15 protein-coding genes are annotated in these 14,808 nt (G+C 37.9%); 13 read left to right on the forward strand and 2 right to left on the reverse strand.

Annotated features, from left to right (window positions below; translation table 11 throughout):
* The first annotated feature begins 1 nt into the window (after position 1).
* The 3 genes from thiI (at position 2) to AC0KUU_RS00510 (ending at position 3,206) form a co-directional block, all read left to right on the forward strand.
* A complete protein-coding gene (gene thiI / locus AC0KUU_RS00500) occupies positions 2 to 1,213 on the forward strand; it encodes a tRNA uracil 4-sulfurtransferase ThiI (RefSeq protein ID WP_162215028.1) in 1,212 nt (403 codons plus the stop codon).
* 88 nt (positions 1,214 to 1,301) lie between these two features.
* On the forward strand, positions 1,302 to 1,490 hold the full coding sequence (locus AC0KUU_RS00505; RefSeq protein WP_013059477.1) for an alpha/beta-type small acid-soluble spore protein: 189 nt from the start codon (positions 1,302 to 1,304) through the stop codon (positions 1,488 to 1,490).
* A gap of 123 nt (positions 1,491 to 1,613) precedes the next feature.
* Positions 1,614 to 3,206 (forward strand): amidohydrolase, encoded by a 1,593-nt coding sequence (locus AC0KUU_RS00510; protein ID WP_237074105.1) that lies wholly within the window; start codon positions 1,614 to 1,616, stop codon positions 3,204 to 3,206.
* Positions 3,207 to 3,229: 23 nt separating this feature from the next.
* On the opposite strand, the gene AC0KUU_RS00515 is transcribed toward AC0KUU_RS00510, so the two are convergent.
* Complete coding sequence (locus AC0KUU_RS00515; protein WP_013059475.1) at positions 3,230 to 4,030, reverse strand: NAD kinase; 801 nt, start codon at positions 4,028 to 4,030, stop codon at positions 3,230 to 3,232.
* Between the two features lie 149 nt (positions 4,031 to 4,179).
* Between AC0KUU_RS00515 and sppA the strand changes: the two genes are divergently transcribed.
* The 8 genes from sppA (at position 4,180) to AC0KUU_RS00555 (ending at position 11,497) form a co-directional block, all read left to right on the forward strand.
* A complete protein-coding gene (gene sppA / locus AC0KUU_RS00520) occupies positions 4,180 to 5,190 on the forward strand; it encodes a signal peptide peptidase SppA (protein WP_162215026.1) in 1,011 nt (336 codons plus the stop codon).
* 10 nt (positions 5,191 to 5,200) lie between these two features.
* Positions 5,201 to 5,704 carry an RDD family protein gene (locus AC0KUU_RS00525; RefSeq protein WP_097824677.1) on the forward strand — a complete coding sequence of 168 codons (504 nt, stop codon included), beginning with the start codon at positions 5,201 to 5,203 and terminating at the stop codon, positions 5,702 to 5,704.
* Positions 5,705 to 6,045: 341 nt separating this feature from the next.
* Positions 6,046 to 6,744 carry a DUF2953 domain-containing protein gene (locus AC0KUU_RS00530; RefSeq protein ID WP_043975981.1) on the forward strand — a complete coding sequence of 233 codons (699 nt, stop codon included), beginning with the start codon at positions 6,046 to 6,048 and terminating at the stop codon, positions 6,742 to 6,744.
* A 13-nt stretch (positions 6,745 to 6,757) separates the two neighbouring features.
* On the forward strand, positions 6,758 to 7,225 hold the full coding sequence (gene ytfJ / locus AC0KUU_RS00535; RefSeq protein WP_162215025.1) for a GerW family sporulation protein: 468 nt from the start codon (positions 6,758 to 6,760) through the stop codon (positions 7,223 to 7,225).
* A 137-nt stretch (positions 7,226 to 7,362) separates the two neighbouring features.
* Positions 7,363 to 7,896, forward strand: a complete 534-nt coding sequence (tpx, locus tag AC0KUU_RS00540; protein ID WP_042452765.1) for a thiol peroxidase — start codon at positions 7,363 to 7,365, stop codon at positions 7,894 to 7,896.
* 147 nt (positions 7,897 to 8,043) lie between these two features.
* Entirely contained in the window at positions 8,044 to 9,036 is a 993-nt protein-coding gene (locus tag AC0KUU_RS00545; RefSeq protein ID WP_043975986.1) for a class I SAM-dependent methyltransferase, read from the forward strand.
* Positions 9,037 to 9,232: 196 nt separating this feature from the next.
* The gene (locus AC0KUU_RS00550) at positions 9,233 to 10,423 is read left to right on the forward strand and encodes an acetate kinase (protein WP_053487777.1); all 1,191 of its coding nucleotides are present in this window, start codon (positions 9,233 to 9,235) and stop codon (positions 10,421 to 10,423) included.
* Between the two features lie 228 nt (positions 10,424 to 10,651).
* Positions 10,652 to 11,497, forward strand: coding sequence for an EcsC family protein (locus tag AC0KUU_RS00555; RefSeq protein WP_322552459.1), 846 nt, complete (start codon positions 10,652 to 10,654; stop codon positions 11,495 to 11,497).
* 25 nt (positions 11,498 to 11,522) lie between these two features.
* On the opposite strand, the gene AC0KUU_RS00560 is transcribed toward AC0KUU_RS00555, so the two are convergent.
* Positions 11,523 to 11,837 (reverse strand): hypothetical protein, encoded by a 315-nt coding sequence (locus tag AC0KUU_RS00560; RefSeq protein WP_029319996.1) that lies wholly within the window; start codon positions 11,835 to 11,837, stop codon positions 11,523 to 11,525.
* 314 nt (positions 11,838 to 12,151) lie between these two features.
* Here AC0KUU_RS00560 and AC0KUU_RS00565 point away from each other — a divergent pair, with 314 nt between their 5' ends.
* Entirely contained in the window at positions 12,152 to 13,360 is a 1,209-nt protein-coding gene (locus AC0KUU_RS00565) for an argininosuccinate synthase (protein WP_013059465.1), read from the forward strand.
* On the forward strand, positions 13,357 to 14,745 hold the full coding sequence (argH, locus tag AC0KUU_RS00570) for an argininosuccinate lyase (RefSeq protein ID WP_013059464.1): 1,389 nt from the start codon (positions 13,357 to 13,359) through the stop codon (positions 14,743 to 14,745). Before AC0KUU_RS00565 ends, argH begins: the two co-directional genes overlap by 4 nt.
* Positions 14,746 to 14,808: the final 63 nt, after the last annotated feature.

Here is a 14,808-nt window from a genome sequence, read left to right on the forward strand (position 1 = left end):
TATGATATATAACCATATTTTAATTCGGTACGGAGAAATCTCAACCAAAGGACAAAATAGAAAAAAATTTGTTGCCCAGCTAAGAAAAAATATTGTAACGGCTCTTAGTGCATTCCAAAATATTCATGTAAAATACACAAGAGACCGCATGTATATTCACTTAAACGGTGAAAATCACGAGCCTATCATCGAACGTCTTCAGCAAATCTTTGGTATTCAAAGCTTTAGTTTAGCATTAAAAGTTGAAAATGAGCTTGAAGCGATTCAAGAAGCAGCGTTAGAAGCAATGAAAGAATTTGATGTAGAAGGAAAAACATTCAAAGTATCTACTCGAAGAGCGTATAAACAATTTCCTCTTGATACAAACGAATTAAATTATGAAGTAGGAAGTCATATTCTACGAAATACAGAGCATCTAAAGGTAAACGTAAAAGAACCAAGCGTAAATGTACGAGTAGAAGTGAGAAGTGAAGCAACGTATATTACATGTTTTGATTATCGCGGAGCAGGAGGTCTTCCAGTTGGTACGAGTGGAAAAGCGATGCTGATGCTTTCTGGAGGAATCGACAGCCCGGTTGCAGGATACTTAGCCATGAAGCGCGGTTTAGAAATAGAAGCGGTTCATTTTTATAGTCCGCCTTTTACAAGTGAACGTTCTAAGCAAAAAGTCATCGATTTAACGCAAAAACTAACGGCTTATCACGAAAAAGTAAAGCTGCATATTGTACCGTTTACAGCTGTACAGCAAGCGATTCAAAAGCAAATTCCAGAGAATTATACCATGACCTCTACACGTCGTATGATGCTTCGAATTACGGACCTTATTCGTGAAAAAAATGAATCGTTAGCTATCGTAACTGGCGATAGCTTAGGGCAGGTAGCTAGTCAAACGGTTGAGAGCATGTATGCGATTAATGAAGTGACTAATACGCCAATTTTGCGTCCGCTTGTAACAATGGATAAAACGGAGATTGTTGAAATTGCCCGCAAAATTGATACACATGAAATTTCGAATCGACCGTATGAAGACTGCTGTACAATTTTTACCCCAAGCTCACCAAAAACGAAGCCAAAGCGTGAAAAAATAAATCGATACGAACAATTTTATGATTTTGAAACATTAATTCAAGAAGCGGTAAATAATGTAGAAACGCTTGAGATGACAGCTTCTTCGGCTACAAATACCGCAGACAGCGTAGAAGATTTGTTTTAAAAGTTAAATTTCATAAAATTACCAAAAAAATAATGTATGATGCCATGTGTTTTGACACAATCTATATTCAACAAGGAGGTGAAAACACATGGCAAACACAAACAAATTAGTAGCTCCTGGTTCAGCAGCTGCTATCGACCAAATGAAATACGAAATCGCTTCTGAATTCGGTGTAAATCTTGGACCAGAAGCAACAGCTCGCGCTAACGGATCTGTTGGTGGAGAAATCACTAAACGCTTAGTTCAAATGGCTGAGCAACAACTTGGTGGTAAATAAGTCATATTAACTAAATAATGATGGCTAAAAAGAGTGGGGGAAACCTCACTCTTTTGTCTTGTTTGTTTTGTCACGTATAATAGAGACAAGATCAAGCTTTATAAAGTAAAGGAGATGTTGGCGATGGGGACTTTATTTTACGGAGGCAAAATATATACGATGCTAAAAGAAGATGAGCATGTAGAAAGCGTATATGTTGAAAAAGGATTCATTGAAGATATAGGCGCAGAAGAAAATCTAAGAATCAAATGGGGTGCTGAGATTGACAAAGAAGTACACCTCAAAGGATATTCAATGTATCCGGGCTTTGTAGATAGCCATCTTCACTTAATTGGTCATGGTGAAAAGCTCATTAGGCTTGATTTGTCTCAAGCTACTTCTAGGGAAGATGTGCTGATGCGCGTTCGGCAAAAAGTAGAGAGTACACCAAAAGGAGAATGGGTAATTGGAGAAGGTTGGGATGAAAATCAGTGGGAAGATTCCTCTTTGATTCAGTATCAAGATCTTGATCAACTTTCAACAGAACATCCTATTATGTTGAAGCGAGTCTGTCGTCACGGATTAGTAGTAAACGGGACTGCTCTTAAAATAGCCGGGATTACAGCTGAAACATGGGACCCGGAAGGAGGTATTATCCAGAGGGATGAAGCGGGAAATCCTACCGGTTTTTTGGCTGATCAAGCGCAAGAATTAGTAACGGCTCATATTCCTCAAGTATCGGAAGCATACATTCGACAAGCTCTTTCAGTAGCTATTAAAGATTGTGTTCAGCACGGATTGACGGGTGGACATACGGAAGATTTAAATTATTATGGAGGCTTTTTGCGTACATATCAAGCATTTCAAGACGTTATTCATAAAGAAAAGCAGCTGTTTCGTGCTCATTTACTTGTTCATCATGAAGCTGTAGATGATATGTATACATACGTTGAAGAAAAGAAAGACACATCCGCTTTTATTGAAATAGGGCCAATGAAGATTTTTGCTGATGGTTCTCTCGGCAGTCAATCTGCTCTTTTAAGCTTTCCATACAAAAGCGACCCATCTACAAGAGGTGTAGCTATTCAATCACTCGATGAATTAAAACAGCTAGTGAGAAAAGCAAGAGAATTGGGCATGACGGTTGCAATTCATGCGATTGGTGATTTAGCGTTTCAATATGTAGTAGAAAGCATCGAACAATATCCTCCTCAAACAGGGCAAAGAGATCGTATTATTCATGCGCAAATTCTACGAAAAGATTTAGTTGAGCGTGTAAAAAAGCTCCCGGTTGTATTGGATATCCAGCCTCGGTTTTTAGCCAGTGATTTTCCATGGGTCATTGAAAAAATTGGAGAAGAGCATTTGGACTATTGCTATGCGTGGAAAACGTTATTGGACGAGGGCGTTATGTGTGCAGGCGGATCGGATGCGCCTATTGAACCTATCAATCCCATGTTAACAATTCATGCAGCAGTTTCTAGAAAAACTTCTCCAAATAGCTCGGTCGTTTACATACCGTCTGAGCGACTTACAGTATTTGAAGCTGTTCAGCTGTTTACTTTAGGAAGTGCGCAGGCCATTCATCAAGAGGACAAAAAAGGATATATTCAAAAGGACTATGTAGCTGATTTTACCGTATTAGAAAGAGATCTGTTTGAGATACCTGCAGATGATATTCCAGGGGTACAGGTGCAGATGACTGCTATTAATGGAGAAATTGTATATCAAAAATAAAAAGCGCCCAAGGGCGCTTTTTATTATAGAAATGTACGCTTAACTCGTTGCCAGAAAGAGTTATCTTTCAATTTAACCGTTTTAATTTGACGGTCGCTTAAACGAATTTGAACTTGATCAACTTGGCGTGCATTTAATGCTTCGTTATCTATTCCAATAATTGGACTGTGGTTGTTATCATTGGATAGTTTTAAAGTGAGCGTATGCTCAGCGCTTAGGATGAATGAAGATCCTAATGTACGATAGTTATTATTATTTAGCGATGCCAATTCGCTGACTTGCATACAAGGAATTAACGGATCAACTACGGCTCCACTTACCGATTTATTATAAGCCGTACTGCCTGTTGGTGTTGAAATAATCATCCCATCCCCACGGAATGTTTCAAAGTGATTTTCATTAATAAAAACATCTAGACTGAGTGTTTTTATAACACCTGATCGAATCGAACATTCATTTAAGCAATAAAAAGAAGTTCCTTGATCAATTTGAGTTTGTAAAACGGGAAATCGACGTACTTCTATATTTTCTGTCGTAATAGCTTCAATCATTTTATCCGTTTCATCGATATGAAAATCGCAGTAAAAGCTTAGTTGATCTGAAGTTGTGACACCAGCATATAAGCAGTCATCTCGAAAGCCAGATTGACGGACAGCCTGTAAGAAAGCTCCGTCACCGCCAATACTTACAATGATGTTAGCGCTGTCGAAATGATCTACTACTTGAAAGTCATATTGTTTTGCAAGTTCAATAAGTGGACTTACAAGCGCCTTTGTTTCCTGGTTTTTTGGATGAAAGAAATAAACGTTGCGACGATTTGGCATAGATAGTTCCCCCTTGTTTGTCTGATATGTAAAATATTAGCGATAAAGTAAACTTTTTAAAAAAAGTTTGTTACAATAATTATAGCATTATTGCTTTAAGAATTAAAAGAATAATCTTTTAATTCTGACACCTAAAAAGGAGGATTTTCATGAACAAAAAAAGGTGGATTGCTCTTTTAATTGCAGCCTGCTTATTCATTTTTTCTGCGATTGTTAATATTGGTTTTTCAGTCAAAGAAGAAAAAGATGACGGTCTGGCAGGCATATTTGGAGGAGACGACAGTGAACTATCAGAAACAGTTATCGAAAAAGGGAATGCAGCTAAGAAAATTGCAGTGCTAGAGGTCAATGGAACGATTCAAGATACAGGAAGCGATTCCTCTCCGCTTATGTCCCAAAATGGTTATAACCACCAAGCATTTTTAAAGCAGCTAGAGGCTGCAAAAAATGATAAGGCAGTTAAAGGAGTCATTATTAAGGTGAATTCACCGGGCGGCGGCGTCGTTGAAAGTGCTGAAATACATAAAAAAATTGAAGAGCTGAAGAAAGAAACGAAAAAGCCAGTGTATATTTCAATGGGATCAATGGCTGCTTCAGGAGGCTATTACATTTCAACAGCGGCTAACAAAATCTATGCAATCCCGGACACTTTAACAGGTTCACTAGGTGTAATTATGCAAAGCGTTAACTACGGCAAGCTGGCTGATAGACTAGGAGTAGAATCTGTCGTGATTAAAAGCGGGGCTCATAAAGATATTATGTCTCCAACAAGAGAAATGACCGGAGAAGAAAAAGAAATTATGCAAACACTTGTAGACAACTCGTACGATGGTTTCGTCAATGTTATCTCTGAGGGACGTCACTTGTCTAAAGAAAAAGTGCGTTCTATCGCAGATGGACGAGTGTACGATGGACGTCAGGCTAAAGAGCTGAAGCTGGTCGATCAACTAGGCTATTTTGAAGATGCGGTAACAGGAATGGAAAAAGATTATAAGTTAAAAGGGGCACAAGTAATTCAATACGATCAAGGATTCGGACTGCCTTCTTGGCTTTCAATGAGTATGCAAAAAGTAATAGGTGGAGATGAACAAGTCACTGCAATGTTAAAAACATTTGCGCAGCCAAGCTCTCCGCGTCTGATGTATTTATATGCAGAATAGAGGTGGGAACATGGAAAATCAGTCTCATTCAACCGAATCAAACGACAATATAAAACATGAGCCAGCGGTAAGTACGCCAATAGGTAGTGAATTCCATTATGCAGGCTTTTGGATGCGCTTTTGGGCATATCTTTTAGATCTAGCTGTGGTAGCTAGCTTGAACTCTCTGCTGATCAAGCCCATTTTCCATTTAGCAGGTATTTCTCGAGAAGATGGATTTTTTTCTCCTTATACGATTGTAACGGTTATTATCTTCTATGGTTATTTTGTTTTAATGACCAAGTATTTTGGACAAACGCTTGGAAAAATGGTGTTTGGGCTTAAAGTAGTATCGCTGAAAGACTCCACGTTAACTTGGCCTGTTGTGCTGTTTCGTGAAGGAGTTGGACGCTATATTTCTAAAACGGTTTTTCTACTAGGCTATTTATTAGTTGCGTTTTTACCTAAGAAGCAAGGAGCACACGATTACTACGCAGATACAACCGTCATACACGAAGGTACAATCAGCAGATAATAAAAACGGGCTGGAATAAAAGGATTTTAGACGAAGTAAAAAACGAACCACTGATCAAGACTTTTGATTAGTGGTTCGTTTTTTTTGTTATGCTAAACGCAGGTTTCATTTGTTTAGATTCTTCTAGCAGTTGATTTCCGTGCAAGACTTCGCTTTCCGCGGGAGTCTTCGCCTTGTCCTCCAATCAACTGCGGTGTCACAAGCGGTTCAACTCATGTATCCCATTTGTTCGTCTTGAGATTAGATTCATTTCGTTATATCTCAACCTCTTTTTATTGTTTCCATAAGGTTTAATATTCTGTGTTTTGGAGATAATGTGAAGCTAAGAAGGAGTGAAGGATGTGCTATGGCTTTTATGGATATTGCTAGCACTTTTAATTGTTATTGTACTTATTGTATGGACAAAAATTACGCTGTTTGTAGATCTTCACCATGTCCGAGATAACGATTATTACAGAGTGAGACTCAGGGCTTGGTTTGGTCTTATTCGCTATACATATGAAATTCCGGTAGTGAAAGTAAGAAAAGATTCACCGCGTTTGCTTGTTGAAAAGAAGAAAGGAATGGGTGATCAAGGAAAAGAAGATGAGAATTCATGGAGTGATTATTCTGTAGAAGACGGGCTAAGCATGTTAGAAAATGCGAAGCAATTTCTTGAACAGGTAGTCGGTTTTCATAAAATTTTCCGTCGTTTCTTACAGAAAGTAACGGTAAGTGATATTAGATGGCACAGCCGTTTCGGCTTAGGTGACGCTGCGTTAACAGGCGTACTTACCGGGGCTGTATGGTCTGCAAAGGGGAGCATAGTTGGTATAATCAGCCGTTATATGAAATTAAAAGATATGCCTGTCATGAGCGTTACTCCTGTATTTCAACATCTTTGGTCAGAAACGGTATTTGAGTGCATAATTTCTTTTCGAGTTGGTCAAGCTATTCTAGTAGGTTTACGGACCTTGAGATACTGGCGGCATACGTCCAAAAAGCGTCGCAAAAGATGGAAGTCGTCAAATAAGAACAAGACACACTCTGTGAAAACATAAGGAGGTTATCTTAATGGCAGAACATCCAATTAAAAGTTTAATGTCGACAGCTATGGAAAATTTAAAGGAAATGATTGATGTTAATACAATCATTGGTGATCCTGTAGAAACACCTGATGGCAGTGTTATTTTAACTGTCTCAAAAGTAGGGTTTGGTTTTGCAGCGGGCGGAAGCGAATTTGGAGTAGAAGGGCATGCACCATCTTCTCCGGGACAGCATCAGCAAGAATCAGGTCATCCATTTGGCGGAGGTAGCGGTGGCGGTGTATCAATTACGCCAATTGCCTTTTTAATTGTGAGTGGAAGCGGAATTAAAATGCTTCACCTTAACGAAAGTACACATTTATATGAAAAGATTTTAGATACAGCACCTCAAGCAATTGAACGCTTGCAACAAATGTTTAAACGAAACAATCATCAGCAGGATCATCATAATCAACAAAATCAGCATCATGATAGTGCAAACGATTTTAATTTGTAAGTATAAAATAAAGTTTTGCTTGCTTCTTTGAATAGTAAAAGAAGCAAGCAAAGCTTATTTTGTTTGGTTTGTTTTCTAGCTTGGAGTGCCATGTTTTGTATGTCATTTAATTGCAATATAGAGACAGACAAGCTAATATGAACAGTGTACATACTTATTTAAAGGAGGAATTATTCGTGACTAAATTTAAAGGTAACGATGTAACATTATTAGGAAATCAAGTGAAGGTTGGAGACAAGGCTCCAAACTTTACTGTTTTAGCAAATGATTTATCAGAAGTAACGCTTGACAGTACAAAGGGTTCTGTTCGCCTAATCAGTGTAGTTCCTTCTATTGATACTGGAGTTTGTGATGCGCAAACTCGCCGCTTCAACGAAGAAGCAGCTAAATTAGATAACGTAAAAGTATTAACAGTAAGCGTAGATTTACCGTTTGCTCAAAAGCGCTGGTGTGGTGCTAATGGCATTGATAATGTTCAAACTTTATCTGACCACCGCGACTTATCTTTCGGAGAAGCATATGGTGTAGCTATTCAAGAATTACGCTTATTAGCTCGTTCAATCTTTGTGGTAGACTCAAATGACAACGTAACGTATGTTGAGTACTTACCAGAAGTAACTGAGCATCCGAACTACGAAGCAGCAATCGAAGCAGCTAAAACAGCTAAGTAAGATTGTCAGTGGCGTTCGGCAGAAGGCGGAAAACAATGTTTTTCGCCTTCTTTGTGTTTTAAGAAGTTTTTATGATAAAATATGATGTTCCAAATAGGACGTTTACTCATTTATATAGATATTATTTCATTACACAGGAGGCAGAATATGAGTCAGTTAGCTAGTATGGAAAAGCTATTTGGTGTAATTGATCAAACAGCTATTATTTTAAGAAAAGAACTAAACTGCGTATATTTAGAAGCAGTAGCTGAAACGGGAGAAAATTTGTTTCAAGGAACTATTTTACAAAAAGAGCTAGATGAGGTAACTAAAAAACGTTTAAAAAAAGAATACGATTCAATCACGCTTGATCATTTTGAAAAAGAAACGATTCGAAAAGCGTATCAGCTGGCTATTTTAAAAGGCATGAAAGAAGCAGTTCAGCCTAACCACCAAATGACGCCTGATGCTGTAGGACTATTTGTCAGCTATCTAGTTGGAAAGTTCATGGCAGGAAAAGATAAATATACGCTTTTAGATCCCGCAGTAGGAGCAGGGAATTTATTAACAACCATTTTAAACACACACGCTGCGTCAATTGAACACGTATACGGTGTAGACGTGGATGATTTATTACTTCAATTAACATATGTAAATGCAAATTTACAGAAGCACGGCGTTCAATTATTCAATCAAGACAGCTTACAGCCGCTTTTTATTGATCCTGTGGATTTAGTTGTCTGTGACCTGCCGGTTGGTTATTATCCAAACGACGAAGGGGCAAAAGAGTATAAGGTAAGAGCTGAAGAAGGTCACACTTATGCTCATCACTTATTTATTGAACAAAGCTTGCGTCATGTAAAAGACGGAGGATACGTAGTGGCTCTTATTCCAAATAACTTGTTTGAATCGGAACAGTCTCATTTATTACAGCCGCTCTTAAAAGAGGAAGCAATCGTGCAAGGGATTATTCAGCTGCCACTTTCAATGTTCAAACAAGAGCAGGCTGCTAAAAGTATTATGGTTCTTCAAAAGCAGGGAGAAGGAGTAACAGCACCTGAAAACGCGCTGCTTGTGAATTTGCCGAAGTTCAGCAATCGGGAAGCAATGAGTGATATTATGGCTCAAATGGACCAATGGTTCCGAGTGAATAAAAAGTAAGTCTTTTTCGAAAATAATGAATATTTTTCGGTAGCGTTTTCATGATGTATAGCTCTTGAAATCTATTGTCGTGAATGATTAAATGAATAAGGATAGAAATCGTGTCGAAATGCATAGAATATTGTAGAGATTACACTTTTATGTTCTGTTCGTTATGTTTATGATGCACGTATAATAAAGAAGGAGCTGTTTTTTTATGTCAAAAATCATGGCAATCAACGCCGGCAGTTCTTCACTTAAGTTTCAATTATTTGAAATGCCAAGTGAGACGGTATTAACAAAAGGTTTAGTAGAACGAATTGGTTTAGATAACGCTGTTTTCACGATCTCGGTAAATGGTGAAAAACAAACGGATATTACAGAAATCCCTGACCATGCTGTTGCAGTTAAAATTTTAGTTGAAAAGTTACTTTCTCAAAACATCATTCAATCATACGATGAAATCACTGGTGTAGGTCACCGTGTAGTACACGGCGGAGAGAAATTTGCTGATTCTGTTTTAATCACAGATGAAACACTAGCGGAAATTGAAGCTTTATCTGATTTAGCACCGCTTCACAACCCAGCAAACATTGTGGGAATTAAAGCGTTCCAAGATATTCTTCCAAATGTTCCAGCTGTAGCAGTTTTCGATACAGCATTCCATCAAACAATGCCAGAAAAATCATTCTTGTACAGCTTACCGTACGAGTACTATGAAAAGTATGGCGTTCGTAAATACGGTTTCCACGGCACATCTCATAAATATGTTTCTGAGCGTGCAGCTGAGCTTCTTGGCCGTCCGATCGAACAATTGCGCTTAATTTCTTGTCACTTAGGTAACGGTGCAAGTATCGCTGCAATTGAAGGCGGCAAGTCAATTGATACATCAATGGGCTTCACACCATTAGCTGGTGTAGCAATGGGAACTCGTTCAGGTAACATTGACCCTGCATTAATTCCATTTATTATGGATAAAACAGGAAAAACTGCTGACGAAGTATTAAATGTATTAAATAAAGAAAGTGGTCTTTTAGGTGTATCTGGTATTTCTAGTGACCTACGCGATCTAATCAAAGCAAGCGCTGAAGGCAATGAACGCGCTGAAACAGCACTTGAAGTATTTGCTAGCCGTATTCATAAATATATCGGTTCTTATGCTGCTCGTATGTCTGGTGTAGATGCAATCATCTTCACAGCAGGTATTGGAGAAAACAGTGATGTTGTACGTGCTCGCGTTCTGCGCGGTTTAGAGTTCATGGGCGTTTATTGGGATCCAGCTTTAAATAGTGTACAAGGAGAAGAAGCATTTATTAGCTACCCTCATTCTCCAGTTAAAGTTATGGTTATTCCTACAGACGAAGAAGTTATGATTGCACGTGACGTTACTCGTTTAGCGAATATTTAAGTTCATAAAGTGCCTCTTCAATGCATGAATTCTCATAAATTGTCAGGCAAACTAACGAAAAGCTGATTTCCTTGTTTGGAAATCAGCTTTTTTATATAGCGTAAGTAGCTGACGGTTGAAAGAAGGTTTACAACGTATAGAAGAAAGAAATAATATAGGAAGCAAAATGTAACGGATGCATTATTTGTTATAATAAAAATAAAACTACTTATTTCTTGAAAGGGTGACATGATGATACTAACGAATCGCGAAGAACAGCTTTTAGAAGAAATCTATAAATGGGAAGAGAGCTTACAGAGTGTAGAAGCAACTGAGATGGAGTTATTGTACGAAGAGTGGTTAGAAAAAGGGCTTAATTTAATTCCAGCTTCTGTTCGTGAGACCTATTTACATAAAATTGATGAGGGACTCTTTCAGTTAACTGCATTAATTCAAGGTACGGAAATGCAAACTCAAGCGACAAAACGAATTATTGAAACCGCTCGTGTATTCAAAGAGGATATCACAGATCTGTCAGAAATGAATTCCCTTCAAGTAGATCAGCTTTCTTATATATGCGAACAGCAAATGGCCAAGCTTCGGTTGTATGCGCTGAGTCAAGGAGCACTTTCAGGAACCGGACAATCGCTGCTAGTCGGTATTGATATACCTGCTGTTTTATACATGAATATTCAAGCGGTGCAACAGGCAGCAATGAGCTACGGTTATCATATCCAGACTCCTTCAGAGCTTATGCTAACGCTAAAAGTGTTCCATGCAGCAACCTTACCTAGACACCTTCAGGCTGAGGGGTGGCATCAATTAAAGGGTGAGTTAAGCCAAGAATTTGACCCGTATTTTTATGAAGGTGTTGATCAAATTGTAGATAAAACGTGGCTGCAAAAAATCGTTGTGCAAATTGGGAAAACGCTAGCTATATTCGCTGCGAAGCGAAAAGTTTATAATCGTTTGCCGATTGTAAGCATGATGGTTGGCGGAGGGATGAATTATCGAATGGCCAAACAAGTGACAGATTATGCGAAGCGCTTTTACCAATACCGCTATTTGCTGGATAAGAAAAACGAGTCTCATTAATTTTTCATGAGACTCGTTTTTTTGTCTATCCGTGAACTTTTTTTGATATTTCCTCATTTGTTCGATACCAAATCCACAAATCATTAATAATAGAAGCAAGTTCTCCTATCTCGCTATTTAATTCACAGGAGCGGATAAAATTAGTCTCATCTTCTAACGCCGCTTGTTTTTGATTAATACTCTTTTCTAAAGATTGAATTTTGTCTGGAATCTGCCCCCGAATGGATTCCCATGTTAGGAGGATATCCTGCTGAACTTTTTCAGAATAGAATGTCCATTCTCTTTCGAGAGCAGGAATTTTTATACCGAGTCTGTTGTCATAAGTAAAAAAGCGCTCCATTTTTTCACCTCTTCCCTTCCATTTTATACAATGACAAAAGCCAGAGCTACTGTAAGTGAAAAATAAATCATGTATACTTGATTTATGCATATAAATATACAAAGTATGTAAGGAAGGAATATTCATTCATATCTATTTTTACAGTATTTTAAGAGATTTCACCCTATTAAATTAAAATAAATGTGAATTTATATACTTTTTTTTGAATAACTATTGAAAATAGATTAAAAAGTTGTTAAAGTAATAGTAGATTAAATGAATAAAAATTAAAACGGTTGTATTAATATATATATAATTTGTAGGAGGAATAGATAATGAGTAATCCAAAAGTTGTTTTAGCATATTCCGGAGGTTTAGATACATCAGTTGCAATTAAATGGTTACAGGAAAAAGGGTACGATGTGGTAGCTTGCTGTTTAGATGTAGGCGAAGGAAAAGATTTGAAATTCGTTAAAGAAAAAGCCTTAACAGTTGGAGCGGTATCATCATATGTGATTGATGCAAAAGAAGAATATGCCAATACATTTGCGTTAGCAGCACTTCAAGCACACACATTATATGAAGGAAAATATCCATTAGTATCTGCACTATCTAGACCGCTAATCGCTAAAAAGCTTGTAGAAGTAGCAGAACAAGAAAATGCAGTAGCTGTCGCACATGGATGTACGGGAAAAGGAAATGACCAAGTGCGTTTCGAAGTATCAATTAAAGCATTAAATCCACACTTAGAAGTTTTAGCTCCTGTTCGTGACTGGAAATGGTCTCGTGAAGAAGAAATCGAGTATGCAAAAGAAAAGAATATTCCAATTCCAATTAACTTAGACAGCCCATTTTCAATTGACCAAAACTTGTGGGGAAGAAGTAACGAGTGTGGCGTTCTTGAAGATCCTTGGGCAGCTCCACCTGAAGAAGCATATGACCTAACGGCTTCTCTTGAAAACACTCCGGACACAGCGGATGTAGTAGAAATTGAATTCGTTGAAGGTGTTCCAGTATCATTAAACGGTCAATCTTACACGCTAGCTCAGTTAATTCTAGAATTGAATGAAATTGCAGGTAAGCACGGAGTCGGACGTATTGATCATGTAGAAAACCGTCTTGTGGGAATTAAATCACGTGAAGTATATGAGTGTCCAGCTGCTATGACATTAATTAAAGCACACAAAGAGCTTGAAGATTTAACATTAGTGAAAGAAGTAGCGCACTTCAAACCAGTGATTGAGAAAAAATTAACAGAAGTTATCTATGAAGGTTTATGGTTCTCTCCATTAACAAATTCACTGCTTGCATTCTTGAAAGATACGCAGCAATATGTGAACGGAACAGTGAGAGTAAAACTATTTAAAGGGCATGCTATCGTAGAGGGACGTAAATCTCCTAATTCTTTATACAATGAAAAACTTGCAACATATACAAAAGAAGATGAGTTTGATCACAATGCAGCAGTTGGTTTCATCTCATTATGGGGACTTCCAACACAAGTGAGCAGCATGGTAAATCAAAAGAAGGTGACAACGGTATGACCAAACTTTGGGGAGGGCGTTTTACGAAACGCCCTGAACAATGGATTGACGAGTTCGGTGCGTCGATTTCATTTGATCAGCATCTTGTAGAAGAAGATATTGAAGGCAGTTTAGCACATGTAACAATGCTTGAGAAATGCAGTATTCTTTCTGGAGATGAAGCGTCACAAATTAAAAAAGGCCTTCAAACACTGCTTGAAAAAGCTAAGAAGAAAGAATTAACATTTTCTGCTCAATATGAAGATATTCATTTGAATTTAGAAAAGTTATTAATTGATGAAATTGGTCCGGTTGGAGGGAAGCTTCATACGGGTCGAAGCCGTAATGATCAAGTTGCTACAGATATGCACTTATATTTAAAAAAGCATGTTCAGCAAATTGTAGGTCTGATTGAAAATCTAGAAGATGTATTGCTTACAAAAGCAGATCAGCATGTTGAAACCATTTTTCCAGGCTACACACATTTGCAGCGCGCGCAGCCGGTTTCTTTTGCTCATCATTTAATGGCTTATGTTTCAATGTTCAAGCGCGATGCTGAACGTTATGCGGAATCGCTGAAGCGTATTGATTTATCTCCTTTAGGAGCAGGAGCTTTAGCTGGTACAACATTCCCAATTGATCGTCACTATAGCGCTGAGCTTCTAGGCTTTAATGGGATTTATCAAAACAGTATGGATGCTGTCAGCGATCGTGACTTTATTTTAGAGTTTTTAAGCAACAGTTCTATTTTAATGATGCATTTATCTCGTTTTTGTGAAGAGTTAATTTTATGGTCTAGTCAAGAATTTCAATTTATTGAAATGGATGATACGTACGCAACGGGCAGCAGTATTATGCCTCAAAAGAAAAATCCTGATATGGCGGAGTTAATTCGTGGTAAAACAGGACGAGTATATGGTCATTTATTTAGCCTATTGACTGTGTTAAAAGGTACCCCTTTAACATACAACAAAGACTTGCAAGAAGATAAAGAAGGCATGTTCGATACGGTTACAACGATTGAAGGATGTTTGACCATTTTTGCTGGCATGATCGAAACAATGACAGTAAAAACAAATGTTATGGAAAAAGCTACGAAACAAGATTTTTCAAATGCAACGGAGTTAGCTGACTATCTTGCTTCAAAAGGTATGCCGTTTCGTGAAGCACATGAAGTGGTTGGGAAACTGGTTCTCGTTTGTATTCAGAAAAATATCTACCTAATGGATTTGCCGCTTGAACAATATAAGGAAGCGTCAGATTTATTCGAGGAAGACATCTATCATGTATTAAGTCCAAAAACAGCTGTTAATCGCCGCAATAGCGCGGGAGGAACAGGATTTGAACAAGTAAAAAAAGCAATTCAGCTAGCTAAAGATGAATTGCATGAAAAAACATCGATATAAAAAAGTTATCAAAACGTCCGCAGAAAAATCTGCGGGCGTTTTTTGATGTGAGATAAATGGTAT

This window comes from Priestia sp. ST2, from assembly GCF_055810735.1.

Bases quoted from the DNA above. Each gene is read 5' to 3' on its own strand.
- ytfJ (WP_162215025.1), top strand. From the start codon at position 6,758: ATGGCAGAACATCCAATTAAAAGTTTAATGTCGACAGCTATGGAAAAT.
- argH (WP_013059464.1), top strand. From the start codon at position 13,357: ATGACCAAACTTTGGGGAGGGCGTTTTACGAAACGCCCTGAACAATGG.
- AC0KUU_RS00510 (WP_237074105.1), top strand. From the start codon at position 1,614: ATGGGGACTTTATTTTACGGAGGCAAAATATATACGATGCTAAAAGAA.
- AC0KUU_RS00550 (WP_053487777.1), top strand. From the start codon at position 9,233: ATGTCAAAAATCATGGCAATCAACGCCGGCAGTTCTTCACTTAAGTTT.
- AC0KUU_RS00560 (WP_029319996.1), bottom strand. From the start codon at position 11,837: ATGGAGCGCTTTTTTACTTATGACAACAGACTCGGTATAAAAATTCCT.
- AC0KUU_RS00555 (WP_322552459.1), top strand. From the start codon at position 10,652: ATGATGATACTAACGAATCGCGAAGAACAGCTTTTAGAAGAAATCTAT.
- thiI (WP_162215028.1), top strand. From the start codon at position 2: ATGATATATAACCATATTTTAATTCGGTACGGAGAAATCTCAACCAAA.
- AC0KUU_RS00505 (WP_013059477.1), top strand. From the start codon at position 1,302: ATGGCAAACACAAACAAATTAGTAGCTCCTGGTTCAGCAGCTGCTATC.
- AC0KUU_RS00515 (WP_013059475.1), bottom strand. From the start codon at position 4,030: ATGCCAAATCGTCGCAACGTTTATTTCTTTCATCCAAAAAACCAGGAA.
- AC0KUU_RS00525 (WP_097824677.1), top strand. From the start codon at position 5,201: ATGGAAAATCAGTCTCATTCAACCGAATCAAACGACAATATAAAACAT.
- AC0KUU_RS00545 (WP_043975986.1), top strand. From the start codon at position 8,044: ATGAGTCAGTTAGCTAGTATGGAAAAGCTATTTGGTGTAATTGATCAA.
- tpx (WP_042452765.1), top strand. From the start codon at position 7,363: ATGAACAGTGTACATACTTATTTAAAGGAGGAATTATTCGTGACTAAA.
- sppA (WP_162215026.1), top strand. From the start codon at position 4,180: ATGAACAAAAAAAGGTGGATTGCTCTTTTAATTGCAGCCTGCTTATTC.
- AC0KUU_RS00565 (WP_013059465.1), top strand. From the start codon at position 12,152: ATGAGTAATCCAAAAGTTGTTTTAGCATATTCCGGAGGTTTAGATACA.